Origin of the sequence: Maribacter algarum (ex Zhang et al. 2020) (assembly GCF_005885635.1) — a bacterium.
Taxonomy (GTDB): Bacteria; Bacteroidota; Bacteroidia; order Flavobacteriales; family Flavobacteriaceae; genus Maribacter_C; species Maribacter_C algarum.
Genome location: NZ_VATY01000003.1, coordinates 535,681 through 561,591, shown reverse-complemented (window position 1 = coordinate 561,591; position 25,911 = coordinate 535,681). Strand labels below are relative to the sequence as shown.

25 protein-coding genes are annotated in these 25,911 nt (G+C 38.6%); 11 read left to right on the top strand and 14 right to left on the bottom strand.

Annotated elements, in window-relative coordinates; translation table 11 throughout:
- Nucleotides 1-32: 32 nt before the first annotated feature.
- From FEE95_RS16135 to FEE95_RS16100, 8 genes are all read left to right on the top strand, one after another.
- Nucleotides 33-1,385: a Na(+)-translocating NADH-quinone reductase subunit A gene (locus FEE95_RS16135; protein WP_138659019.1), complete on the top strand. Its 1,353-nt coding sequence runs from the start codon at nucleotides 33-35 to the stop codon at nucleotides 1,383-1,385.
- A 3-nt stretch (nucleotides 1,386-1,388) separates the two neighbouring features.
- A complete protein-coding gene (locus tag FEE95_RS16130) occupies nucleotides 1,389-2,675 on the top strand; it encodes an NADH:ubiquinone reductase (Na(+)-transporting) subunit B (protein ID WP_138659018.1) in 1,287 nt (428 codons plus the stop codon).
- 2 nt (nucleotides 2,676-2,677) lie between these two features.
- Complete coding sequence (locus FEE95_RS16125; protein WP_138659017.1) at nucleotides 2,678-3,430, top strand: Na(+)-translocating NADH-quinone reductase subunit C; 753 nt, start codon at nucleotides 2,678-2,680, stop codon at nucleotides 3,428-3,430.
- A gap of 2 nt (nucleotides 3,431-3,432) precedes the next feature.
- Nucleotides 3,433-4,080 carry an NADH:ubiquinone reductase (Na(+)-transporting) subunit D gene (locus FEE95_RS16120; RefSeq protein ID WP_138659016.1) on the top strand — a complete coding sequence of 216 codons (648 nt, stop codon included), beginning with the start codon at nucleotides 3,433-3,435 and terminating at the stop codon, nucleotides 4,078-4,080.
- A 22-nt stretch (nucleotides 4,081-4,102) separates the two neighbouring features.
- The gene (nqrE, locus tag FEE95_RS16115; protein WP_138659015.1) at nucleotides 4,103-4,843 is read left to right on the top strand and encodes an NADH:ubiquinone reductase (Na(+)-transporting) subunit E; all 741 of its coding nucleotides are present in this window, start codon (nucleotides 4,103-4,105) and stop codon (nucleotides 4,841-4,843) included.
- A gap of 5 nt (nucleotides 4,844-4,848) precedes the next feature.
- Entirely contained in the window at nucleotides 4,849-6,156 is a 1,308-nt protein-coding gene (gene nqrF, locus FEE95_RS16110; protein ID WP_138659217.1) for an NADH:ubiquinone reductase (Na(+)-transporting) subunit F, read from the top strand.
- A gap of 128 nt (nucleotides 6,157-6,284) precedes the next feature.
- Complete coding sequence (locus tag FEE95_RS16105; protein WP_138659014.1) at nucleotides 6,285-6,647, top strand: Na(+)-translocating NADH-quinone reductase subunit F; 363 nt, start codon at nucleotides 6,285-6,287, stop codon at nucleotides 6,645-6,647.
- Nucleotides 6,625-7,662 carry an FAD:protein FMN transferase gene (locus tag FEE95_RS16100; protein WP_238474601.1) on the top strand — a complete coding sequence of 346 codons (1,038 nt, stop codon included), beginning with the start codon at nucleotides 6,625-6,627 and terminating at the stop codon, nucleotides 7,660-7,662. Before FEE95_RS16105 ends, FEE95_RS16100 begins: the two co-directional genes overlap by 23 nt.
- Here FEE95_RS16100 and FEE95_RS16095 read toward each other — a convergent pair whose 3' ends face one another.
- The 3 genes from FEE95_RS16095 to gpmI are packed head-to-tail and all read right to left on the bottom strand — an operon-like array spanning nucleotide 7,663 to nucleotide 10,803.
- Nucleotides 7,663-8,427 carry a class I SAM-dependent methyltransferase gene (locus tag FEE95_RS16095; RefSeq protein WP_138659013.1) on the bottom strand — a complete coding sequence of 255 codons (765 nt, stop codon included), beginning with the start codon at nucleotides 8,425-8,427 and terminating at the stop codon, nucleotides 7,663-7,665.
- A gap of 12 nt (nucleotides 8,428-8,439) precedes the next feature.
- Complete coding sequence (map, locus tag FEE95_RS16090) at nucleotides 8,440-9,258, bottom strand: type I methionyl aminopeptidase (RefSeq protein ID WP_138659012.1); 819 nt, start codon at nucleotides 9,256-9,258, stop codon at nucleotides 8,440-8,442.
- A gap of 33 nt (nucleotides 9,259-9,291) precedes the next feature.
- Nucleotides 9,292-10,803 carry a 2,3-bisphosphoglycerate-independent phosphoglycerate mutase gene (gene gpmI, locus FEE95_RS16085; protein ID WP_138659011.1) on the bottom strand — a complete coding sequence of 504 codons (1,512 nt, stop codon included), beginning with the start codon at nucleotides 10,801-10,803 and terminating at the stop codon, nucleotides 9,292-9,294.
- A 232-nt stretch (nucleotides 10,804-11,035) separates the two neighbouring features.
- Here gpmI and FEE95_RS16080 point away from each other — a divergent pair, with 232 nt between their 5' ends.
- Nucleotides 11,036-11,422 (top strand): ankyrin repeat domain-containing protein, encoded by a 387-nt coding sequence (locus tag FEE95_RS16080; protein ID WP_138659010.1) that lies wholly within the window; start codon nucleotides 11,036-11,038, stop codon nucleotides 11,420-11,422.
- A 113-nt stretch (nucleotides 11,423-11,535) separates the two neighbouring features.
- Here the strand turns inward: FEE95_RS16080 and FEE95_RS22175 are convergent, their stop codons facing one another.
- The 11 genes from FEE95_RS22175 to FEE95_RS16030 all read right to left on the bottom strand — a co-directional run bounded on the left by FEE95_RS22175 (nucleotide 11,536) and on the right by FEE95_RS16030 (nucleotide 24,046).
- Complete coding sequence (locus tag FEE95_RS22175; RefSeq protein WP_171037068.1) at nucleotides 11,536-11,703, bottom strand: DUF6747 family protein; 168 nt, start codon at nucleotides 11,701-11,703, stop codon at nucleotides 11,536-11,538.
- 147 nt (nucleotides 11,704-11,850) lie between these two features.
- A complete protein-coding gene (locus FEE95_RS16075) occupies nucleotides 11,851-12,621 on the bottom strand; it encodes a M48 family metalloprotease (protein WP_138659009.1) in 771 nt (256 codons plus the stop codon).
- Between the two features lie 52 nt (nucleotides 12,622-12,673).
- Nucleotides 12,674-13,414, bottom strand: coding sequence for a M15 family metallopeptidase (locus FEE95_RS16070; protein WP_138659008.1), 741 nt, complete (start codon nucleotides 13,412-13,414; stop codon nucleotides 12,674-12,676).
- A 106-nt stretch (nucleotides 13,415-13,520) separates the two neighbouring features.
- A complete protein-coding gene (locus FEE95_RS16065; protein WP_138659007.1) occupies nucleotides 13,521-14,669 on the bottom strand; it encodes a gliding motility-associated C-terminal domain-containing protein in 1,149 nt (382 codons plus the stop codon).
- Nucleotides 14,666-15,613 carry an arabinofuranosidase catalytic domain-containing protein gene (locus FEE95_RS16060; RefSeq protein WP_138659006.1) on the bottom strand — a complete coding sequence of 316 codons (948 nt, stop codon included), beginning with the start codon at nucleotides 15,611-15,613 and terminating at the stop codon, nucleotides 14,666-14,668. The genes FEE95_RS16065 and FEE95_RS16060 overlap by 4 nt, the downstream gene beginning before the upstream one ends.
- 5 nt (nucleotides 15,614-15,618) lie before the next feature.
- A complete protein-coding gene (locus tag FEE95_RS16055; RefSeq protein ID WP_138659005.1) occupies nucleotides 15,619-16,131 on the bottom strand; it encodes a hypothetical protein in 513 nt (170 codons plus the stop codon).
- A 1-nt stretch (nucleotide 16,132) separates the two neighbouring features.
- Nucleotides 16,133-17,131 (bottom strand): hypothetical protein, encoded by a 999-nt coding sequence (locus tag FEE95_RS16050; RefSeq protein WP_138659004.1) that lies wholly within the window; start codon nucleotides 17,129-17,131, stop codon nucleotides 16,133-16,135.
- A gap of 165 nt (nucleotides 17,132-17,296) precedes the next feature.
- Nucleotides 17,297-18,013: a hypothetical protein gene (locus FEE95_RS16045; RefSeq protein WP_138659003.1), complete on the bottom strand. Its 717-nt coding sequence runs from the start codon at nucleotides 18,011-18,013 to the stop codon at nucleotides 17,297-17,299.
- A 29-nt stretch (nucleotides 18,014-18,042) separates the two neighbouring features.
- Nucleotides 18,043-18,972: a hypothetical protein gene (locus tag FEE95_RS16040; protein ID WP_138659002.1), complete on the bottom strand. Its 930-nt coding sequence runs from the start codon at nucleotides 18,970-18,972 to the stop codon at nucleotides 18,043-18,045.
- 210 nt (nucleotides 18,973-19,182) lie between these two features.
- A complete protein-coding gene (locus tag FEE95_RS16035; protein WP_138659001.1) occupies nucleotides 19,183-20,334 on the bottom strand; it encodes a gliding motility-associated C-terminal domain-containing protein in 1,152 nt (383 codons plus the stop codon).
- A 7-nt stretch (nucleotides 20,335-20,341) separates the two neighbouring features.
- A complete protein-coding gene (locus FEE95_RS16030) occupies nucleotides 20,342-24,046 on the bottom strand; it encodes a beta strand repeat-containing protein (protein ID WP_138659000.1) in 3,705 nt (1,234 codons plus the stop codon).
- 315 nt (nucleotides 24,047-24,361) lie between these two features.
- Between FEE95_RS16030 and FEE95_RS16025 the strand changes: the two genes are divergently transcribed.
- Both FEE95_RS16025 and FEE95_RS16020 read left to right on the top strand, forming a co-directional pair.
- Nucleotides 24,362-25,114 (top strand): carboxypeptidase-like regulatory domain-containing protein, encoded by a 753-nt coding sequence (locus FEE95_RS16025; RefSeq protein ID WP_138658999.1) that lies wholly within the window; start codon nucleotides 24,362-24,364, stop codon nucleotides 25,112-25,114.
- Complete coding sequence (locus tag FEE95_RS16020) at nucleotides 25,101-25,883, top strand: carboxypeptidase-like regulatory domain-containing protein (RefSeq protein ID WP_138658998.1); 783 nt, start codon at nucleotides 25,101-25,103, stop codon at nucleotides 25,881-25,883. The genes FEE95_RS16025 and FEE95_RS16020 overlap by 14 nt, the downstream gene beginning before the upstream one ends.
- Nucleotides 25,884-25,911: the final 28 nt, after the last annotated feature.

The following is a 25,911-nucleotide window of genomic DNA, read 5'->3' as shown; positions in this document are numbered from 1 at the left end:
CCAAATTTAGATAACTTAAAGGTCTATATTATATGTCTAAAGACATCAGAATTAAAAAAGGCTTGAATATCAACCTTGTTGGCGCTGCCGAACAAACTACTTCAAAAGCCGTTTTAAGTAATGTTTACGCAATTAATCTAAACGATTTTCACGGAATAACCCCTAAAATGTTAGTGAAACAGGGTGCTGAGGTAAAAGCCGGCGAAGCTCTTTTTTACAATAAGAACATTGAAGATATGTTATTCGTTTCTCCGGTAAGTGGGGAGTTGATAGAAATCGAAAGAGGTGCTAGGAGACGCATTTTGACGCTTAAGATTTTGGCTGATAAAACGCAGTCTAATCTAGAGCATTCAAAATTTGATGTAAATAGTTCGTCCGCACAACAGATTAAAGCGCATTTGCAGAGGTCAGGCTGTTGGCCTTTTATAAAGCAAAGACCTTATGATGTAATTGCAAATCCTGATACGACGCCAAAAGCAATTTTCATTTCTGGATATGCAACTGCACCTTTAGCTGCTGACCCAAATTATGTTTTACAGGGTAAGGAAGCTGAATTGCAAGCTGCTATTTCTGCTTTAGCGAAGTTGACTCCTGGAAAAGTTCATGTCTCTGTCGGTAAAACAGGAAGTTCGCCACTAGCTGGTTTGAACGGAATCGAATTGCACAAAGTTTCTGGACCGCATCCTGCAGGATTGGTTGGAACACAAATAAATAAGATAGACCCAATCAATAAAGGAGAATTAGTCTGGACAGTTTCTCCTCAAGATTTGGTAATTATCGGAGAGCTCTTACTTACCGGAATTTATAACCCTGAGCGTATCGTTGCTTTGGCAGGTTCTTCAGTAAAAGCTCCGAAATACTACAGAACAAAAATAGGAACTGAAGTGGCCACTTTTCTTTATGCTAGCGGTGTAAATGGTGAGAATTTCCGTGTGATTAATGGCGATGTATTGACAGGTTCTAAAAGTAGTCAAGATGGTTATTTAGGGCATTATAATAATACGGTTACTGCAATTCCCGAAGGAGATGATTATGATTTCTTCGGATGGAACAAGCCTATTTTCAATAAAATATCGGCAACAAGAGCTTTGACCTTTTCTTGGTTACAGCCCAAAAAGAAGTATGATTTAAATACAAACACAAATGGCGAACACAGAGCTTTTGTGTTAACCGGACAGTTTGAAAAAGTTTTTCCGTTAGATATCTATCCGATGCAATTGTTAAAAGCTTGCATGTACAAAGATTTGGATGAGATGGAGCAACTTGGCTTATACGAAGTGGCACCTGAAGATTTTTCATTGACGGAATTTGTTGACGTATCTAAGCAACCGCATCAGCAAATAATTCGTGAAGGACTTGATTTATTACAACAAGAAATAGGATAAGAGATGGGTTTAAAAAGCAAAATGCATGACTTGAAAATGAAGTATAAGGGCAAAAAGATGGCTCCGGCAATCAATGCTTTTCATACTTTTTTATATACTCCTGATGAGACAACGCATTCTGGCTCCCACGTTCGTGGTGCCGATGATTTAAAGCGGACCATGAATACGGTAATTATGGCCCTAGTGCCTGTTTTGTTGTTCTCTGTTTTCAATGCAGGGTATCAGCATTATTCAGCTATCAATGGTTTTCCGGAGAACTTCTCCTTATTGGAGCATTTCATTACTTGGGATAATGCATGGATTGGTATCATTAAAATATTACCATTACTAGCAGTTTCATACGGAGTCGGACTTCTAGTAGAATTTATTTTCGCTGTTATAAAAGGTCACGAAGTAGAAGAAGGCTATTTAGTTACTGGAATCTTGGTCCCGCTAATTGTCCCAATTGACACTCCACTTTGGATGTTGGCCGTTGCTGTTGTTTTTGGTGTAGTCATCGGAAAAGAGGTTTTTGGAGGTACAGGAATGAATATTTTGAATCCTGCATTGACGATTCGTGCTTTCTTGTTTTTTGCTTATCCTACATGGATGAGTGGTGACAAAGTTTGGGTACATGAAGCTCGTGAGCGTTCAGAGGCGATTCTAGCAGGAGCCTCTAATATTGATGCTATTTCTGGAGAAACGGTTTTAGGATACCTAGCTCAAAACAATGGAGCTGCCATGGAAGCCAAATATAGTGTTATGGATATGTTCTACGGATTTATTCCTGGTTCAGTAGGTGAAACACCAACCCTATTGATTTTACTCGGTGGTCTCTTTTTGATCTTCAGCAAAATAGCGAGCTGGAGAATTATGCTAAGTGCCGTATTAGGTTCTTTGGTAATGGGACTTATTTTTAATGGAGTAGTAGATCAAGGTTGGATTACTGAAACAAGCAAATTCCACGGATTGATGAGTTTCGAATATTGGCAACATCTAATTGTTGGTGGTCTGGCCTTCGGTATTGTCTACATGGCAACTGACCCTGTAACGGGTGCTCAAACCAATCGTGGAAAATGGATTTATGGTTTCTTTATCGGATTCCTTTCCGTAATGATTCGTGTCTTTAACCCAGCATATCCAGAGGGAGTTTTCTTGGCAATTTTATTGATGAACGTCTTCGCACCGACCATTGATCATTATGTCATCCGCGGGAACGTCAAGCGAAGAATGAAACGATTACAAAACGCAGTTATCCATCCTAAAGATTCTGATGGAAAAGCTGCAGAACTTCAAGCAGAAACAGTTTAGTTATGGCAATCAATACAGATAAAAATAGTTACACCGTAGTTTTTGCAGCCGTTATGGTTGTTGTAGTCGGCTCCATACTGGCTTTTTTGGCCTCTTATTTAAGGCCAACCATTGCGGAAAACGAACGTTTTGAAAAGCAGCAAAACATTCTTTACGCCATGGGTGTAAATGAAAACGGCGATGATGTTGGAGCGGTAAATTTCGTACCTAAAGAAATCGTTGAGTCAGAATTTGCCAATTACATTAAAGAACAGTTGGTGATTGAAGGTGGTAAAATCACCGAAAATAAGGATGCTTATTTAATCGACTTAAAGAAGCAATTGGCAGCTAAAAAGAAGGGGCAGCCTTACAAACTTCCAGTTTTCATAGGGGAGAAGCAGAGCAAGAAATTTTATATTATCCCGATGTACGGAAAGGGATTATGGGATGCCATTTGGGGCTTCGTAGCTTTGGATGAAACCATGACCGTACAAGGTGTGTATTTCGACCATAAAGGAGAAACACCAGGCTTGGGTGCCAATATCAAAATGCGCTATTTCATGGATGACTTCTCAGGAGAAAGTATTTTGAAAGGAACTCAATATGCAGGTATTGCAGTTGCTAAAGGTAATAACGACCCTTTGAATAAAGACAAAGACGATAATGAAGTTGATGCGCTAGCTGGTGCCACTATTACTGGTAATGGCGTTTCTGCAATGATTAAGGAGAGCGTGAACTTATACAAACCCTATTTAGAAGAAATAAGAGCAAAATAGTTATGGGACTACTTTCAAAAAAGGATGCAAATCTAATTCTAGATCCACTTGCGGATAATAATCCAATTACAATTCAGGTATTGGGTATTTGTTCTGCATTGGCGATTACAGCTGAACTACAGGCGTCATTGGTTATGGCGATTGCTGTAATTTTCGTTCTCGGTGTGGGTAATGTGGTAATCTCTTTGATGCGGAATATTATTCCATCGAAGATTCGAATAATTGTGCAATTGATCGTAGTTGCCACACTGGTGATTATTGTTGACCAGGTTTTAAAAGCTTTCGCTTATGAACTCAGCAAAACGCTTGCCGTTTTCGTTGGACTGATTATTACAAACTGTATCATTATGGGTCGTTTTGAAGCCTTTGCTTTGGCAAACGGACCTTGGAAGTCTTTTCTGGATGGTATAGGTAATGCGCTAGGATATGGCGTTATCTTAATATTGGTAGGGTTCTTCAGAGAGCTTCTAGGTTCAGGAACCTTATTTGGAATCCCCGTTTTAGGAGACCCAATCGCAAAAACTGGTTTATACGCAACGGGTTATGAGAATAATGGATTTATGATTATTCCACCAGCTGCACTAATCGTAGTTGGAATTATCATATGGGTACAACGTACAAAAAACCCGGCCTTAGTAGAAGAAAATTAATTAGCGATTTAAGCTTAAAGTTATGATGGAACATATTGAATTATTTTTTAAATCCATTTTCATTGACAACATGGTATTTGCCGTCTTCTTGGGAATGTGTTCTTACTTGGCAGTTTCCAAAAAAGTAGCTACTGCAGTAGGTTTAGGAGCAGCTGTAATTTTCGTTTTAGCCGTAACGGTTCCTTTGAACTGGTTGTTAGACAAGTATTTATTACAAGATGGTGCCTTGGTTTGGTTAGGAGAAGAATATGCGGATTACAACCTAGGTTTCCTATCATTTATCTTGTTCATTGCTACGATTGCAACAATGGTTCAGTTGGTTGAGATTGTAGTAGAGAAGTTCTCTCCGTCACTTTACAATTCCCTTGGGATATTTTTACCACTGATTGCGGTAAACTGTGCAATTTTAGGTGGTTCTTTATTTATGCAGGCAAGAGAAATTGAAACTTTGGGCTTGGCATTAAATTACGGAGTAAGTTCTGGTATTGGATGGTTTTTAGCAATTCTGGCAATTGCGGCGATTCGCGAAAAGATTAGATACTCAAATGTGCCAGCCCCTCTTAGAGGTTTGGGAATCACATTTATCATTACAGGTTTAATGGGTATCGGTTTCCAGAGTTTTGGAGGAATGTTGACAGGTGGTGATGAAGCTCCTGCTGAAGTTGAGGACACAACAGTCCAAACTATTGAGGAAGAGAAAAAAGAAGATTTAAAAGAAATCGACGGAAAAGAGGTTTCTTATAACGATGCAATAAATAAGTAAGTATGATTTTTTTAGTTGCAAGTACAGGTGGAACTATCCTAATTACCGTAGTAGCATTTTTATTGATTTTAATGCTACTAGTAGCGGGACTATTATTCACCAAGCAAAAACTTTCTCCATCAGGCCCCGTAACGGTCACAATCAACGGTGAAAAGAAAATTGAAGTAAGTTCAGGAAGTTCACTACTTACCACTTTGGGAAATCAAAAAGTATTCTTGCCTTCTGCTTGTGGAGGAGGTGGAACTTGTATCCAGTGTGAATGCCATGTACTATCGGGCGGGGGAGAAGCACTTCCGACTGAGACGCCACACTTTTCTAAAAGAGAATTAAATCAAGGTGCTCGCTTGGCTTGCCAGGTGAAAGTAAAACAGGATATGGAAATTACCATTCCTGAAGAGGTATTTGGTATCAAGAAATGGCCAGCGAAAGTAGTTCGTAACTACAATGTAGCATCTTTTATCAAGGAATTTGTTGTTGAGATTCCTGAAGATATGGGTTACAAGGCTGGTGGATATATTCAAATCGAAATTCCGCAATGTGAAGTGAAATTCGCAGACATGGATATTACTGCACACCCAGAAGAACACGATACTCCAGATAAATTCCAAGCGGAATGGGATAAGTTCAATTTGTGGCCGCTAGTTATGAAGAACCCTGAAACGGTCGAGAGAGCCTATTCAATGGCTTCTTTTCCAGCGGAAGGCAGAGAGATTATGTTGAATGTTCGTATTGCAACGCCACCATGGGATCGTTCTAAAAACGGTTGGATGGATGTGAATCCTGGTGTGGCCTCTTCGTATATCTTCGGATTAAAAGAAGGTGATGATGTTGTGATTTCTGGTCCTTATGGTGAATTTTTCATCAATGAATCTGATTCAGAAATGTTGTATGTAGGTGGTGGTGCTGGTATGGCACCCATGCGTTCACACTTATACCACTTGTTCAAAACCTTAAAAACGAATAGAAAAGTTACCTATTGGTATGGTGGTCGTTCCAAACGAGAACTGTTTTATTTAGACCATTTTTATCAATTAGAAAAAGACTTTCCGAACTTCAAGTTCTATTTGGCACTCTCTGAGCCTATGGAAGAGGATAATTGGAAAGTGAAAGAGAACATAGATGCGCCTGGTGATGGTTTCGTGGGATTTATACACAATTGTGTAATTGACAATTATTTGAATCACCACGAGTCTCCTGAGGATATTGAGCTGTATTTCTGTGGTCCGCCATTAATGAACAAAGCTGTTCAGAAAATGGGTGAGGATTTCGGAATTCCAGATGAGCATATCCGATTCGATGATTTCGGCGGCTAGGCCCTAAAGGCCATTTAATTATTTCCAATCTTTCCGGATAGGAAAATAAAAAACATTAAAAAACCGATATTTTAATATCGGTTTTTTTGTCCCCCTCCATTAAAAGGAGGTTTTAAAGGAGGTGTAAAATGCAACCACTAACAGAGCAGGAACTTCATAACTTGGCCATGAATATTGTTGGAAAACAATTGGAAGAAGCTGGGTATGAATTTTTGGCTATTAATAGCGAGCTCAAGAAAAATCCCCAGTTTGTTTGTACCAAAGATAAAAAGTTGAGTTTTGTGGTTGTGAAAAGTATCGAATATCCTGGAGATCCAAAGGATATGGAATTCTTTCGTGCAGATTTGAATAAGATGAGAGATCATGCGCTAAATTTTGAAGCAGATACTTTTTACGCCGGAGTCGGTTTGGTGAATGCATCCGATTACAATTTGCCGGTTTATTTGAATGAGGAATACATAGTTGATTATGATGGATTGGTTAAAATATAGTTGTCATTCCGGTGCAGGAGGGAATCTGTTGATTCTACTCATTGTTTTTCTTTTAGGTTCTTGCACCCCAGAAGAGCTCAAAATCTACAAAAACCAAAACGTAGGAGGAGCCTTAGGTACCTCCTATAGTGTTATTTACTTAGCTAGTGAAGAACTGGACTATCAAAAAGAAATAGATTCCGTATTTGCTGTAGTCAACAAATCCATGTCCACCTATATTCCTGATTCAGATATTTCAAAAATAAATCGGGGTGATTCAACAGTTGTAGTTGATGAAATGTTTCAAGAAGTATTTGAATTATCGAAAGAGATTTATAAAAAGACCAATGGTTATTTCGACCCAACCGTTGGCACTTTAGTGAATGCATGGGGTTTTGGTCCGGGAAAACAAATTTCCTTAGACAGTACGCGTGTAGATAGTTTAATGCAGTTTGTAGGATTTGATAAAGTCAGATTAACTCCTGAGAAAACTATCAGTAAGAAAAATTTGAATATCCATTTTGATTTTAATGCTGTTGCCAAAGGATATGCCATAGATCGTTTAGCCATTTTAATGAATAAAAAAGGAATTCTGAATTATCTGATAGAAGTCGGGGGAGAGGTAGTAGCGAAAGGAGAAAATATTGCTAGTAAAAGAGCTTGGGGAATTGCAGTTCAAGACCCTGAGGTAGAGAGTTCCAAAATTTCAATACATCTAAAAGATAGGGCTATGGCATCTTCTGGTAATTATAGAAAATTCAGAGTAGATTCAATCACTGGAAAAAAATATGTTCATACTATTAATCCAAAAACAGGATTCACTAAAAACGGGAATACCTTGGCAGTGAATATTTTGGCCAACACGTGTGCAGAGGCAGATGCTTATGCCACTGCTTTCATGGCTATGGACTTAGTTGATAGCATCAAATTTTTAACCAACCAGAGAACAATTGATGCATACGTAATTTATCTTGATGAAAAAGGAGAAACCCAAGAGTTCATGACGACAGGATTTAAAAAAGTGATTATGGAATAGTTATTTTTTAACCAATGGAATTATCTCTCCTTTGGCCAATCGGTACTTTTCAATTTCTTCTGCTGGCATAGTAGCTGTATAATCTACCTCTTCTACTTCAAACCCCACACTTCTTAGTTTATTAAAATAATCTCGTCCGTAAATTCGCACATGATCGTATTGGCCGAAGATTTTGGCTCTTTCTTTTTTATCAGTGATGGAGTCATCTTCAAAAGTGGTTTCTCTCTTCAAGTCCTGCGGAATTTGAAAAATGCCCCATCCGCCTGGTTTTAAAATTCGATAGAGTTCCTGCATTGCTTTCGTGTCATCGGGAATATGTTCCAAAACATGATTGCAAAAAATAACATCAAAGGTATTATCCTTAAAGGGAAGGTTACAGATGTCAGCTTTTACATCTGCAAGAGGAGAATTCAAATCAGTAGTAGTATAGTCTAAGTTTTTTAGTTTTCTGAACCTTTTGTAAAAAGCTTGCTCAGGGGCAAAATGCAAAACTTTTAAGGTAACCGTAAAAAAATCGGTTTTGTTTTTTAAGAAGAGCCATAACAAACGATGGCGCTCGAGAGATAGGGTAGAGGGTGATAAAACATTTTCCCTAGGACTTTCATAACCATAAGGTAAAAAACTTTTGAACTGCTTTTCATCTATTGGATCAATATGATTCTTTCCCCGCATAGAAAAAGCTAGGATTGGTCTCGCTAAATAGCTTAGTTTAATCAATAAAGGTCTCGGAATAGTATTCAGGATGTATTTGAAAAGGTTCTTCATCCTAGTATGCTTCTAGAGCTGAAGTTTTTTCTGGCGGAATTCTTCTTCCTCACCACTTTCTATACCAAGTGCATCATAAACATATTGGAAAGTGGATAATAATTCTGGTTTCCCGCCTACCAAAGCTACATTATGCTCAAAGTGCGCGCTAGGTTTTCCATCTGCAGTAAGAATAGTCCAACCGTCCTTTAATTGTTTGATACGACGTGTTCCCAAATTTATCATAGGCTCAATTGCAACTACCATTCCTTCCACAAACTTTTTCCCTCTTCCTCTTTTTCCGTAATTGGGCATTTCAGGGTCTTCGTGCATTTTACGTCCTAGTCCATGACCTACCAATTCACGTACAACACCATACCCATGATCTTCGGTATATTTTTGAATTGCATAACCAACATCTTGAACACGATTACCTTTTTTGAATTGGCGAATACCAACATAAAGAGACTCCTTAGTGATATCAAGTAACTTTTTGGTTTCCGGGGCTACTTCGCCCACTTCAAAAGTATAAGCATGATCTCCGTAGAACTCATTTTTCAAAACACCACAATCAATAGAGATGATATCACCCTCAACAAGAGGAGTGTCATTTGGAATGCCATGCACCACCTGAGCATTCGGACTCATACAAAGTGAGTTCGGAAAGTCATACAGTCCTAAAAAGCCTGGTACACCACCATGGTCTCTTATAAAGGTTTCGGCTAGTGCATCTAGCTGCAATGTTGTTACCCCTGGTTTAACCTCTTTAGCCAGCATTCCCAAGGTTTTGGAAACGATTAAGGCGCTTTCACGCATCAATTCTATTTCTTCAGCTGTTTTTACGATAATCATAGTCGGCAAAGGTAAAGTTTTTGCAAGAAATGCCTACACCAATGGTTTTTGTGTCATGGCCTCTGGTTGTGGAACGCCCATCAACTTTAGAATTGTTGGGGCAACATCCCCTAAAACTCCATCTTTGATTTCTTTCAATTCCTTATCCACTAAAATAAGAGGAACAGGATTGGTAGTATGCGCAGTATGTGGAGAACCATCAGGATTTATCATAGTTTCACAGTTGCCATGGTCGGCAATTAACAAGGTAGTATACCCATGCTTTAAACCTGTCGTTATTACTTTTTTGACACAAGTGTCGACAGCTTCACAAGCTTTGATAGCTGCTTGCATTGACCCCGTATGACCTACCATATCTCCGTTGGCAAAGTTTAAACATACAAAATCAGTAGTTTCTTTTTCTAGCTCAGTGGTCAAGGCATCCGTTAATTCAAAAGCAGCCATTTCTGGTTTTAAATCATAGGTAGCCACTTTTGGGGAATTTTTTAATATTCTTGATTCCCCTTCAAAAGGTTCTTCTCTTCCTCCAGAAAAGAAAAATGTAACATGAGGATATTTCTCGGTTTCAGCAATTCTAATCTGTGTTTTATTCGCTTTTTCTAGTACCTCACCAAGGGTTTCTTCAATATTATCTTTGTTGAAGATAACTTTAATGCCTTTGAAAGCATCACTATAGTTAGTGATGGTTACATAGTATAGTTCTATTTTTTTAGTGTTGTATTCTGGGAAATCACTTTGATTTAACATTTCTGTTAACTCCCGACCTCTATCTGTTCTAAAGTTGAAAAAGATAATTACATCATCTTTTTGAATAGTAGCTACAGGCAAATTGTTTTCAGTAAGAATTAGAGGCTTGATAAACTCGTCCGTGACATCGGCATCATAACTGGCCTGAATTGACTCAGTGGCATTTGATGTTTTTGTTCCAAATCCATTGACCAAAGCATCATAGGCTAGGTGGACACGTTCCCAACGGTTATCTCTATCCATGGCATAATACCGGCCTGTTATAGAAGCTAACTTCGTATTTGTATCAGCAATATAGTTTTCTAAATCAGAAACATACCCTTTGCCAGATTTGGGGTCCACATCTCTACCATCTGTAAAAGCATGCACAAAAGAATTTACTCCAGCATTATTTGCGGCGTCAATAAACCCTCTTAAGTGACTGGTATGTGCATGTACGCCTCCATCACTTAGTAAGCCTAAAAAGTGGACATTTTTATTGTTGTCGGAAGCATATTGAAGTGCATCAACTAGTTCTTTTTCATCTTTTAAGGTATCCTGTTCAATAGCTAAATTGATTTTTGCTAAATCTTGATATACAATACGGCCTGCACCTAAATTCATATGACCAACTTCGCTATTACCCATCTGACCCTCTGGTAAACCAACATGCAAGCCGTCTGTCCGCAATTGAGCATTAGGGTATTTGGTATATAACCCATCTATAAAAGATGTATTGGCATTGTCTATGGCGGAAACCTTGGGATCTGGAGATTTACCCCATCCATCCAAAATCATCAATATTACTTTTTTGTTCATTTCGATTTCTATTGTAATATCAAAAATACCACGATTTGACTTGTATCGCTACTAATTGGAAGAGCTTTTTGGTGTTTCGTTAGCACTTTTGTCAAGTCTTAAATAAATCTGAATAAATTTCCGCTAGATGTTAAACTTTAGTTATTTAACTGTTAATCGTGAAACAAAAACCTATAGACAAAGTCTATATTTATATAATCATAATTTATTCATCAATCTAAATTCACTCATCATGAAAAAAACGATTTTGACTGCTGTGGCATTTTGTATGCTATTGGTAACAGATGCGGTTGCCAAAAATGAAACAAGTAACACTAATGCGGATGTTACGGAACTAATTGTAAAAAAGGAATTGAGTACTTTTTGTAAAGCAATTATGAAAGGTGATATTAATACTGTGGAACGTTTAATTGAACTCGGGGAAGATTTGAATGCTAAGTCTCTCGGAATGACACCTGCTATTTTTGCAGCTCGTTATAATAAGGCCGAGATTTTGGAAGTGTTAATTAGCAATGGAGCAGACCTTACCCTTAAATGTAATAAAGGTTGGACGATTGTGAAACATGCGAAACTCTCGAATGCAAAAGAAGTACTCGAAGTACTTAAAAATACTGTTTGATAGCTAGAATGTTTATTCATCAATCAAAAAACCCGTTAACCATAAGGCAAACGGGTTTTTATCTTATAATCAATTCAATTAGTGTTCAAGTAAAAGAGCGATTCGTGTTTTATTCAGAAATCCCAACCGTTTAGTGCTCTATCAGTTAAAGCATAAACCGCCATAAAAATCATGATAGCACAAAATACAGAGTATGCCTTTAACAATAGAACTAACGCAGCTGGTTTACAGCCTTCAAAGGCCTGTGAATAGAGATTGCTGAAGTGTGATAGTGTTCCCATTATAGTTTTATTAAAATACTGAAACGAACTCAGTAAAAATTATTAATGAAAGCTATAAGGGTTAAATTTGAGACGGTGTAAAGATGCTGGGAATAACAAAGATAGGAAAAAACTACCCAGTCAACTTGCAGTTTGTCGAATTTAACGTTACGATTGTCCTTGATACTTTGCTATCGCTTCTTTTATTTTCTGGATTCTATTCTCGGGATCTGGATGCGTACTTTGAAATTCAGGTACACGATTTGGTCCAGCGGCGGCTTTTAAAATTTTCATTACCTCTATCATTTCATTCGGATTGTAGCCAGATTGAATCATAAAAAGAACGCCTAATTCGTCACTTTCCAATTCGTCACCACGCCCATTTTTAAGTAATGTATTTTGGCCGATACTGCCTACAACGTTGCCTATGTCTCCAGCACCTACAGTGGCTCCCATGGTTGCGGTTCTCCAAAATTCACTTGCAGCAATACGTTCTGCTGAATGTCTTCCAATGACATGACCTATTTCATGACCTAATACTCCCGCTAATTGCTCCTCATTCAATTGTTTGAATAGGGCATACGTAATAAAGCATTGCCCTCCAGGAAGTGCAAAGGCATTGATTGTTCTATCGTCAGCTAATAAATGAAAGTCATATTTATATGGAGTCTCACGGGCAATACTATTTTGCACGAGTTTTCGTCCTACTTGATCAACATAAGCTTGTAGGCGCTCATCAGGATATAAACCGCCATGCTGCTGCTGAATTTGAGGCATACTTTGCAATCCTATGGCAATTTCTTGGTCAGGCGACATGGTAATATGCTGAGACCTTCCCGTATACTCGTTTTGTTCGGTATTGTTACATTTCTTAATAAAGGCAAAGGCAACAATGGCTAGGCCAATAAAGATTCGAATCTTCCAACTTCCTCTGTTCATGGTAGTGTAGTGTTATTAACAGAAAGGAAGGTACAAAAAAGCTGTAAAAGTCCTAGAGAAGTTCTTTATTTATGTCTAAAATATTGTTCTGAATGTAGGTTCGAATAAATCCGTTGGTGAAGTGCTCACTACCTAAAAAGGTTTCTTTTTCTAAAAGTTGAAGAATGTTTTTTCTTCGAAACTCAGTTAACATCGGCACAGAAAGAGGGGCAAAGCTATAATGCCAAGGTTCGTATTTGAAACCTTTTCTTTTTGAGTCATCAGTATAAACAAGATGAAAATCAAAGGTTTTTGAGTTTTCATCCATCCATTTTTTGAAATTCTCGTAGGGCCCACCTGCCCCAAACTTAGAAGGAACCAATACATCTCCTTCTGCTTTAGGATATCCATCGATAATATCAACATCAGTTCCCCAATGGTGTCTGCTTGTTCCTGGTATAGTAGAATACTCTATTATTTTGTCAATGGCAGCCATGGGCTCCATTCCATCTTCTTCAGTATATCGCTCAAATTTTCGCTCAAAAATTGCCTCTTGGCGCCCAAAATTTCTGTAACTGGAAACTACTTTTAAGTCAATACCATCACCGTAAGCTGCTTTCTTCATTTCAACAAAAGCATCGTGGGCTTCCGCTCGTAGATTGATGTCTTTTCCATAAAGTTCAATATCGGCTTTTCCCATTAGCTCGAGAATAGAGTATTCAAAATCCTTGTTTGCCGCGAGTGCTAAACTAGGGGCAAGAGCAATGGCTAATCCTGAAATACTACTCTTTTTAATAAATGATCTACGTTCCATAGGGTTTTCTTTAGCTGTTGTAGCGAATAATACAAAAACGTTGCCAATTACGGTTTATTTTAAAGATAGTCAATTACTGGGATTAGATTTTTCTTTTTTATTGGTTTTATTCCTGCTCGATATACAAATACCCTTGATGCTTCAAATTAATATCATATAAGTTTATGATATAGAAATAAACTCCCGCAGGAAGTTTTTTACTTGAATTAACAATGTTCTTTACGTTCGCTCTTCCATTGAACAAATTAGTATAATTGTCCTCTTCGTAAACACTTCGACCCCACCTATTAAAAATTCTCAACTTGTTATTTGGGGATAGTGAAACTACATCAAAATGTAAGTAGTCATTAACTCCATCTCCATTGGGAGTTAACAAATAATTATCTAAATCAGCAGTAGCTAAGCTTAAACTACCTCCAAAGGTAATTATCGAATAATCATTGGGTAAAAATGTATCGGAAGTTATCTCACCGGTTTCGAAATCTCCTGAGGAATCAGTATTCCCTAAATCTTCCCAAATTGCCAAAGAAGTATTCCATCCAACTATTCTAATATTACTTAAATCATCAAGAAATCTCGAAAGATTACTCTCGGAATCCCAAGTAAGTGTAACTTTTGAAGGAATAGCAGCATCTATATCCCAAAACTCTTCGTTACTGATTGCGAGAAGTATATCTGTTCTATTTTCAGTGTTGAAACTGATATCAAATGTCGTCGGGTTGTTCGGGTTTTCTCTGAAATAGGCCGATTTAGCAGAATTATTAGTATTTGTAGAGGTTAATTTCAAAGGCCTTAATTGTTGATCTACGCCGATAGGAAATATGAAATCTTGTTTTGAAGTAAGCGCTGCGTACCCGTCCACTTTGATTAAATTGTCTTCACCATTATAAAATGAATCATTTATGTAATCGAGATTAATGTCAAGAAGATTTCGTGGTGTTACAACATCACCTAAAATAAAATTGGTATTGTTTGTAACGCCAACCCCTATTTCTAGGTAGAGGTCTTTATTAACCATAATTTCCATATCAAGAAAAATAGGTCTAAATGCTCCAGAGATGATTATACTTTCATTGCTAAAAAATCCTGCAATGCCTTGATTATCATCGGTAGTTCCGTCATTGATTAGATCATGGTGAAAACCTACCGCACCCATGTCATGAATTTTTAGAAATCCATAATTGTGAAGTGCTTCTTGGGCTTTTAACCCGTGAAACATAGTTACACCTAAGACAATGAAGTAAAGTTTTTTCATAGATTCCAAAATGTAATTTGATTTTCTTCTATAGCTTCAATTTGGTCGTCTTCAAGTCCGACTTTGTACATAATTATTTCGGCAAAACGCGTTGTGCTGCCTTGAGAAGGTGTATTAATGCTATTCTGTATCGCTGCACCAAGGCCAAAATTAAAAGTGAGGTTACAAGACTGATTATTTGGAAAATTCCCATTTACTTTTTGAACTCCGCCTAAACGGAGTATTGTCCTATCTGTGTTTGTATTTAAAGGATTATCGCGACGAACGAAAGAATACTGATCCCAGATAGTTAAGCTACCTGGGTTTGTTGAATGGGTTGGGAGATTATTTGCAAAAGACCGCGGATTATTACAGCAATATCCTGGGTCGAAATAGCATTGTTCGTTATTCCAATTGATATGCACTAACCAACGTTCTCCTCCTGAAATTACCCCAAAGGGTATCTGAGATCTATCAGTGGCATAGAAAACACCCAAAACGCTTCCATTTTTACCTGATTCTGTAAGGTTTTGAAAGTTTTCAGGTACGATAAGCAAATCATTACCATCACCTGCCCAATAGGGTTGTACGGCATCTGGAATGAATCTTGGTTGACGAAAAGTTGTGTTTTGAAATGCATCTCGCCCGATACCACTTTGGTCATACCATGTTGCTACGAATACATTTGCCCCATTTCGCCAATTGTTAATGGCTTCTATATCCACCCTATCATTATCACTACAAAAGAAATCCATTTCTGAATTATCACTTGCGCGGCGCAAACGTATTAAAGGTCCATTATAATCAGACACCAAAATACGTAATCCAAAGGCAAAACTGATATCTTCGAGTTTGTCATCAAGGAGATGACCGGGTGCTATTGAAGGAAATAGGTTATAATTTTCAACTTGTGCTGAGATACGTGTTAGTTGTAGTAGAAAAAAGAATAGAAACAATTTTTTCATAACTACTATTTTTTTAGGTCTCCTGTAAGGTGAAAAGTATCAGATGCTGTGCAGATTAATCCAACACCAGCATTTTTTCCTGCGGTTTTAAATCTGGATAATCGATTTTCTATGGTAACTCCGGACCCTCCTCTTATGGTTACTTGACCATCACCAATTTGATAGACACTGATGTTGTATCCCACAGATAAACCGCTCGGTATCGTCAAACTTACATCGGTGGCACTATCAAAAACAAAAACTTTTCCAGCATCAATTGCGGTTATTTGATAATTAGCGGTTTTATTTTCCACCAATGCATTTCCTTCTACTTCAAGGCGTAGCCAATTGATACCATCGAATTCATAAATACGTTTATCATCGGTATTAAAAACCAATGACCCTTCTGTTTCCGTTGTAATATTGAGCATCTCCGCGGAGGTCGCAGAAGAAATGTTTACTAAAAGTTCTGGGTCAATTTGTGCCATTCCGCAACGAACACTACCAACTATTAATACTAAAAAAAGAAACTTTTTCATGCTATAAATCTAAAATGGTGAACATGAACTCCCCATCAAATCTGGCTCTATCACTACCTCCGTTATCATTATCTCCAATGATAACATCAAAAAATGTGGTGTTTTGATTGTTATATGAGATTCCTGGGTCATCGTTTCCTGCACCACCGCGGCCTAATTGAGATACTTGAATGATATAATTTGCATCGCTAACTAAACCTGCTGGTAAGGTGATTCGATAGTAACCGCGACTTAAACGATTCACGGTTACCCCTGTTGTCATACGAATTGCCACACCACCTGCAGATACCTTTCCTATTGCCTTTATTGGATTGATATTACTCGTCCATTCCGTTCCTGTTGCCGTTGCGGTTAAAACCTGGCCTACAGTTCCTGCAGAATCGTTTTCATCAAGTAACTGTCCACCCAAATCTATAGTTTCATTGATGATCACAGTAGTGTTGCCAGCCGTTTCATCAATATTCATGGCCTCTATTCCCCCTACACTAAATCCTATTTCATCAGCTGCAGGTCTAAATAAACCTGTGTTTATGTCATTTGAAAATCGGTAAGAGGGGTCACCGGCAGTACCATTGGAATTGAGAACGCCCTGAGTTAGGGTCGCTCCGGCAACCTCTAATTTATTGGTGGGCGAATTTGTACCGACACCTAATCTATTATTTGTATTATCCCAAAAAAGTTGGGAATTATCTTCTGTTGGAGTACCATCGGTTCCAGCAAAGAAAATAGACCCTGTAGTGCCAATATGCGCAATGTCTTTCCAGACCGTTCCGTCATAGACTTTGGTTTCTCCAACGGTAGTGTCGAACCAGATATCGTCTTCAATGGGATTGGTTGGAGCTATTGCCGCTGTAGTGACAACATTATTTCTTACTGTAATTAATGTCCCCTTATTGTCAATAACCGTTTCCTCTTGGGAATGGCCCACCACTTGAATTAAAAGAACAAGTAGACCAAAAAAGAGCTTTCTGGAAATTAGAATGTGATTCAGTTTTGACATTGGTATTTGTTATCCTTATTATCAAAATAGAGTTGATAAACCGGGATTTTAAAATTCAAAGGGTTTATACGGTCTTATTTACATCCGGAATATATTTTAGGGAATACTCTTCCTAAAATATATTCCACACATAAATTAGTTAACCATTTATCTTGAGCGGCCTAATTATTTGACATATTGGACTTCAATAACATCGTTTTCGAAAAGAGACCAATCATTTGGAATCGCCGTTTGTGGTACTAAAGTCACAGTCGATCCAGCTACGGTATAATCTAAGTTCGCTATCAATTTCGCTCCGTTACGATATACCCATACTTTACTAAACTCTGGCAAAACTGGTGCTCCGGTAAGTAGAAAATCTGGGGCTGCAACTTGAGCTGCTGTTGTAGTAAAAGCTTGGTGACCGCTATCTAACAAATCAGTAGCTAACAGTTTTTTGGTTTCACCAGTTGCTTCATCACGAACCAAGATGGCATATCCAGTCCCGGTCGCCGTTGCTGAAGTTGATGCGTCTGTCGCATCCGTAGAAGCGTTCTCGGTTGCGGTATCTACCAAAGGAATACCATCAATGGCAAAAACATTACCGTCAACATCGATAATAGTCCCATTGGTCAACGTACCACCTAATTGCCACGTTGTGGTTGTAACGTCATCAGTGGTATTCGAAAGCATTGTAATACCATTTGCCGATTGCAAGTACTTAATAGTACCCTTGTTATCGATTACTCTAACGGCTCCGTTAAGAACCGTAGTTCCGGGTACGATATCCGCTTCTTTTGCGATATCTCCTGTAGTTGTTTGTGCATTTGCAAGACCAAATGTCAACATGGCGATTGCAAATACGCCTAATTTTGCTAGTTTTTGATAATTTAAAATTCTCATGATAAAGGGGTTTATTTAATAATTATTGTTTAATAAAATTGTACGATTCTGATTTCATCATTTTGATAACAGAACACAGGGGCTTGCAATTCGATAGTAGTATTGTCAATTATGGTGTAGCCTAATTTTACTCCGTTACGATACACGTTTATTTTTTTTGAACTTGTAATTAAGAGGGGAGGCGTAAATTGTGTTTGACCCTCATTAGCGATAATCAGAATCTCATCTTGTTGTAAAAATGCTGAAACTGATGTTTTTCGTAAAACTCCAGTAGCTGGTTCCACCGTAACAATCGGATTGTTGTTATCAATGACTTCTTCCAATCCAGCTATGGCTAGTGTATTATTGGTATCTGTAGTAATTTCAGTAGGTTTGGTCAAAGAACCGCCTAATTCAAAAACATTGTTTTGAGTTTCACTAAGTCCGTTTGTTGTAGAAACCGTTTGGTCAATCCAAGTTGTGCCATTGTAAGTGAAAATATTGCCAGATACTTGGTCTATATAAATGTCACCTGCAAGAGCATCTGTTATTGTAGTGTTGTTCGGAATACCTGTTCCCGTTCTAGGGTTTTTAGTGATAGGTAGCCAAGCGGTTCCATCCCACACATTAACTTTATTATCTGTCTCATCAAGCCATAAATCACCAATTCCCGGAGCTGAAGGTGCTACCAGTGCTGAAGTAACTGAAATTTCAGAATTGCAAAGACTTTTCCATGTGGCTCCCTCGAAAACGAAAATACATTTGAGATCCGTATTATAGACCAGAGCACCATTTAAAGGCGCTATGTCATTCATCTCAGCATCTGTTAAACGCGTAATAACTAGTGCTTTGTTGCGGCTTTCGAGCTCAAGTATAGAACTACCATCAATGGTGTTGATATTATCACCCACTTTAACCTGCCCAATAGCGCAGGCAGAAGTTATCATAAAAATGAGGAATAGAAATCTGTTAAAGTTCATTTGGCGTAAGTAGTTCCTAATATGAACAAAGCTAACAGGAGAGCTATGGCTGAGAAATTATATGTTGTCTAGACTTAGGTAATTGTTGTGAATACTACAATTATTGTAGTATAAAACTTACAAATATGTCTTATTATGTCTTGAATTCAAAGTTTTGAAGTGATAGATTCTTCGTTTTTAATACCGCAATTACGGTATTTAGCAGAATTCTTATCGTGCTAAATAAAGGAATCCTTGAAAATCTAGGTCAATGTCATCCAAAGAGAGAATATAGAAATAAACCCCAGTAGGAAGCCCCTTATCCTTTGCAATCACAAAATTACTTGTTGTCGCAAAACCATTGAATTCATTTGTGTAGTTGTTCATTTCAAAAACCTTCAGACCATAACGGTCAAAAATTTGAATTGAATTGTTAGGTGATAAATCAGTCTCTGGGATTACTAAAGAATCATTTATACCATCTCCATTGGGTGTCACCAAAAAGTTATCTGGATTAATCAGTTCGGTAGCTTCTCCTAAACTATCCCCAAATGTAATCACCTCATAATCATCCGGTATAAAACTAACGGAACTAACAAAGCCTTGCGAAAGGTCACCAACGGCACCATTGGTTCCGATACTGACCCATTGACTGCTTGATTTTCGCCAGCCCACGATGCCCAGTCGGGTTACATCCGTTACCAAAGCTCCTATATTACTACGATCATTCCATGTAATTTGAATGGTCGAGGGTACGCTACCTTCCAAACGCCAAAATTCAGTGGTGCTGATAGCACCCAAACTGGCCACTTTAGTATTGGTGTTAAAACCATTTGGAAAGGTCGACGGACTACTAGGGTCTTCAAAAAAGTAAGCACATTTTGCAAAAGTATTTACCGCGGTAGAATTTAGAACCAATTGTCGTAGTTGAGTTGCATCACCCACAGGGAACGTAAAATTCTGTTGATTACTGATGGCTGCATAGCCATCTACTTTTGAGATATCGCCGCTACCATTGTTGGTCGCATTTTGTAAGAAGTTGAGGTAATTGTCCGTTTGTGCTCTTGGAGTATTGAAGTTACCAATGATAAAATTGGTATTGTTACTTGAATTCAAACTCGTATTCAAAGTCACGTTATCAGGGTTTGAAATCTCCAAGTCAAAGAAAGTTGTAGCAAAAGCACCAGAAACATTCAGCGGTAAATCACCATAAAAACCGGCTAACCCTAAATTTTCATCAAAAGACCCGTCATTGATGAGGTCAATATGAAAACCCATTTGACCTTGGTCATGAATTTGCATATTGCCAGAGTTGTATAGGGCGGTTTGGGCGTTTGTACATATTGCCCAGAAACCGATAATTATGTGAAGTACTTTTCTCATGTTTCTTCTATGGGTTGAATATTGTATAAAACCACGTGGCATTAGAAGGAGTTGGTACGCCTGCAATAAATTCATAAATCTGAACCGAAAAGTCTGTGGCGGTTTGACTAGTTATTTGCAACAATATTGGGTTACCTGCGGTATTTTCGACAACACTAGTATTTATGATATAGTTTGTTGAAGTTTGTCCAGTAACTGTTATGGTATATGCCCCAGCGGTTCCTGTAACAGCTAGAATTTTACCTTGTTGAGCAGCTCCCGTGGAATTAGCCCAATCGGTCCCAGTTGATGTTGCAGTAAGCACTTGCCCAGGACTTCCGGCGACATTACTTTCATCTAGCAATTGCCCATCAAGTTCTAAACTTTGGTTTATCACGACTTTTGAACTTGCCCCAAGTTGTTGAATGGATGCGGCTTCAATAGTCCCAACGGAGAATCCAATTTCATCTGCTGCTCGCCAAAACATTCCAGTATCAGTATCACCACTAAATCGATACGAAGGGTTGTTATTATCTCCATCAGAATTTAATATTCCTTCACTCCGAATAGCTCCAGCAACATGTAATTTGTTTTGAGGTGGATTAGCTCCATTACCAATCCCTACTCTACCAAGACCGGAAAATACAAGACTTTGCGTATTATTAGGTATTTCGTAGGTTCTTACTAAATCAGTGGCAGTTTGTGAGAGATTTGCATTCGAAAGGTTGCTGCCTGCGTTATCATCAACGTATTTTTTTGTGGCAACTTCTTGATCAGCTGTAGGGTCAATCACGTTGGTTATTTTGAATCCCCCCATATTTATATCGGCTGTAGCATTTGCAAATCCACTTAGGGGGATAGCAGCTTTATCAAGCATATTGTTTTCTATTGCATTTGCTTGTATTGTTAATTCTCCGGTATTATCTATTAATGCATCGCCGGACATAGGTACGCTGATTGCCTGATTTGAAACATTTCCAACATATATATTTCCATCTGTAAGAGTGGGTGCTCCGGAGTTATCAGTACCTAATTCCCAGGTCATAGATGTGTTATTCCATTTGATTACTTGATTATCAGCCGTTCCTACTGGGACTGTAGTTTCGTTAAAGTCTTTCCATTCAATTGCTCCTGAATCTTTATCAGTAGTTAAAACCTGTGTAGTAGGGTCTACTGCTGGAAGAGTGGCGGGCTTTATTCTTAATTGGTCGGACATTAATTCTATCGTCGAATCATCTACATTTACATTATAACCTACTGTAGTACCATAATCTGACAATCCATCATTTATATCAGTGTCCGATACAGCTCCAGTAGGAGTTACCCATTGTACGCCCGCACCTGTCGAGCTTAGTACTTGATTTGCAGTGCCGAGACCAGTTCCAGGCCCTGTGCCTTCAACTTCAATGCCTCCATATAGAACAATATCTTTGTTGCTTTTGACTGTAAATGCTTTATCATTTAGTTCGGCATTTGAAGTATCTGCATTCGCATCATTTAAAAAATGAAAATCACCTATACCTTGACCTCCGGTGTTTTGAAAGGCAAGGGCGCCTTTACCATGAGCTAAACCACCACCAGTTGAAAACAATATTGCGGTTGAACTACTACCATTAGTATTATTTTGAACCTGCATAGGGTACGAGAGACCTCCAAATACATTATCTACAACCTGCATCTTCACTTCGTTGTTAAAGGTGGCACCGTCCAAACCAACTCCAAGTGCGCCATAGGCCGTTCCAAAAACTACTCTTGCCTCATAATCCCATACCAAACTTGGACTTGAGTTTGTAGGATGAAAAGCCTGTGTTGGATTACCACTAGCATCGGCCAGAAATATGGATTTAGCAGCACCTGTATGACCCGCATTTACTCCTACTTCCCATCCACCTGCACCAGCGTTTAAGGTTGTATTCCATTTGATGATGTCTCCATCTGCAGTAGCACCCATATCATTGAGGTCTTCGGCAAGTATAGTTGCGTTTTCTATTTTAGTTGTTGTAATAGCATCATCCGCTACGGTATATTCATCGCCGGTTACACCAGTTCCTGAAATGGTATTTGGGTCGAAAAGTGCTGTCCCCCCACTAGGTGGTAAGTCCGCCCAAGCCGTTCCTGTTGCTGTTGTGGTTAAAACTTGATTAACCGTCGCCGAAGGTTCAATTTTTATAGGAGTGACGTTACCATCTAAGATTTTTGTGGTTATAATTCCATCATCTGCCACAGTGTATTCATCGCCGGCTACTCCAGTTCCTGAAATGGTGTTGGCATCGAAAAGAGCTGATCCTCCACTTGGGGGTAAGTTGGCCCATACTACGTCTCCAGTAGCGTCTGTACTAAGAAATTGTCCATTAGTCGCTGAGGGTTCAATCTTAAACTCATTTCCAAGTGTTCCGTCTCCTGTTAGCGTAATACCATCTACCAACTCAGTAGAACCTCCAGTTCCCCCGGCACTTGAAGGTGCCCATATACCTCCAGCACCATCCCAAGCTAGTACTTGCCCGTCAGTAGCAGCCATTTGTGCTAAGTCTTCTCCGAGAATCGTAGCATTTGCAATTTCTGTAGTTGATATTCCACCTGCGGGTACACTTAGTTGTGATGCTATTGCAGCGCCTGTTCCCACAATGGTTAAACCATCCGTTAGCACCCCACCGCTCGTGGCAGGCGGTAACTCGGCCCATACAACATCACCAGCAGTGTCTGTTTGAAGAAACCACCCATTAGTTCCTGAAGGTGCAATTTCAAAAGGATCTACCGCAGTTCCTGCACCAATTAGAGTTTGGCCATCTACCACTTCAGTACTTCCAGCTCCACCTGCAAGCGAGCTTAAATCAACCGTAGCTGGATTACCACCTTCAATTCCTATTGATAATACGTTCATGGCATCCAAAGTAACTGGCCCAATATTCTGGTCATCAGAACCTCCAGCAGATATTAAGGGGCCTATATCAATAGTTCCAGCTGTACTTGTTAGTCCTATTTCTGTGCCAGTTAGTGTTAAATTTTGAATTTCATTAGCGGAACTCTGATCATCGTCCATGGCAATGGCATCAGCATTATCCATAATATCCATCAATAAATTGGTGTCATCGTAAAAAGCGGCTCCATTCGCATCCGATGAAATTGCATTACCTGGATCACCACTAACTACATTTACATCTCCAGCAGTGATATACCCAGCATCATTATTAAAGGCACTTACCCCAAAATTATCATTGTCTAAGGCAAATGCACCAACCGAGTTTTCCGATAATTTTTCCTGTGTAATGGAAAAATCTTGTAGTTTACCGGGGCCAAGTGAACCATCCTGAATGTCAACCCCATTAATTCCGCCATCAACTATCTGTTCACTGCGTATGCTATTAGGTGCTACTTCTAAATTATCTCCAGTAGCGGTTGGTGTGATTACAATTGTAGGTTGTGTATTTACAATAGGATCTGCGGTTAAAGGACCACCTGTTCCAACACCGCCCCCGATATTCACCCACTGTGTTCCGTTGTAATAGTGGACGCTTTGTAAATCTGTATTAAAACATAAAGCTCCCTCGCTAGGAACAATAGCGTTCATTTGTGCAGTTGTTACCCGAGTAATAACTAAAACCTTGTCTGTACTTTCAAGTTCTAAAACGGAAGAAGGATCAATGTTTTGCGGGTTGTCACCAATTTTAACTTGCGCACTTAGACTAGCCGCCGCAAAAAAAGTGATAAGTAGGAATAAAGAAGTGTTTCTCATAGGAACAAGGGGTGTTACGTTGAGCTAATCAACAAAAATATAATTATACATCAACAAACCTTATTTTACTAGGTCAAATGTACTCTGAACAGGATAAACAACCGATGAAAATCCTTGAAATAAGATTTTTAGCAAAAGTTCGCAATTTCTTACTTTAAGATTCTCCATGATATACGTGTACAAATTAACAAAAGTTTAGTGGTGTCGGTTTTTTTTAGACCTAAACTTATATTTTCTTTATAACCATTTAAAACTAAAATACCCTACGCGCTAAAGACCTAATTTATTTGGCTGGTGTACTAGAAAATTTAAAATATGAAACAAGTTTTACTTTTCGCTTTAGTGATTTTCTTTTCAACCCCCATATGGTCACAAGACGATGGTCGGGTCATCTTACGGGGTAAAGTGCTGTATCGCAACGTAAATGTCCCTAATGAAAATGTCATTAACGCCACCTCTGAAATGGCGACGATTACCAATACGAATGGGGAGTATCAAATTCGCGTCAAAGTGGGAGATGAACTTGTTTTTTCTGCTTTGAACTACCAAATTGAAATTGTGGAGATTACCGAGGAAATCTTGAAGAACAATCGATTGGTTATTGAGGTTAACGAAAAAGTTACGGAGCTTGAAGAAGTAGTGGTTACGCCGGAGCAACAGGAGCGATTTTTAGCAGCTAAAAACAAGATTCTAAAGGAGGAATTCGAATACGAAATAGACCGGTCTTCCGAAGTGGAAAATATTGCACTTTCTCAATCGGAACGAGGCTTGCAAAACGGATTGAATTTTGTTGGAATTTACAAAGCATTGGCAAAAGCGCTTAAGAGAAACAAAACAGAGGAAAAAGCGCCGTTAAGTATTAGCGATGTTATGCGTCAAGTGTATGACGATGAGTTTTTTGTAATGGATTTACAACTTCCGCAAGATAAAATAGATGCGTTTTTGTTTTATTGCGATACCAAAATGCCCGCACAATCTCTTTTGAAAAAGGAAAATGAGTTCGAGTTAATCGAATTTTTGGTAACCCACAGTGAAACCTTCCGTCAAGAATTAGATGAAAAGGAGTAAGCTTCTTCTTTTGGCTTTTTTGTTAATCTCGGCTTCACTTGGAGCACAATCGCTCTTTTCAAAAAAACTTGAAGGTAGAGTATATAGTAAAGACGGTGATGTCGCTGCAACCACTGTTCAGAATATTTCAACCAATAGAGCCACCATAACGGATATTGATGGATTCTTTCAGATTGCCGCAAACCTAAATGATACGTTGGTTTTTTCTGCGGTTCAATTCAAAAAAAAGGAAATTGTAATATCACGTGAAATTTTGCAACAGCGCATTTTGAATGTCACCATGGAAGATGCCCTGACCAAATTGGACGAGGTAGTGGTTACACCCTACAACTTAACCGGTGATATAACCAAAGATATTGATATCATAAAAACTGACGCTGTTGTTACATCGTCTACTTTAGGTTTACCGAATGCCTATGTACTTCCTATAACCCAGGCTGAACGACAGTTATTTGAAGCTACCTCAGGTTCTGGATTAATTCCTTTGAACCCAATTTTAAACGGAATAAGTGGGAGAACCAAGATGCTAAAAAAGCGAATTGCTCGAAATAAATTGTATTCTCGAACCGAGCGTGTAAAAGAGTTTTATGCAGATTCTTTGTTTCGGACAGACCTTAAAATTCCGGAAGAAAAAATAGATGACCTTTTGTATTTCTGCGAGGTTGACTCCGATTTTCAGACAGTTGTCGATACACATGACCGACTCAAAATCTGGGAATTCATCCGTAAAAAAAGCATTATTTATCGTGAAAACAATGATTTCGACTGAGTTGTTCTTTTCACTCTTTAAATAGTTT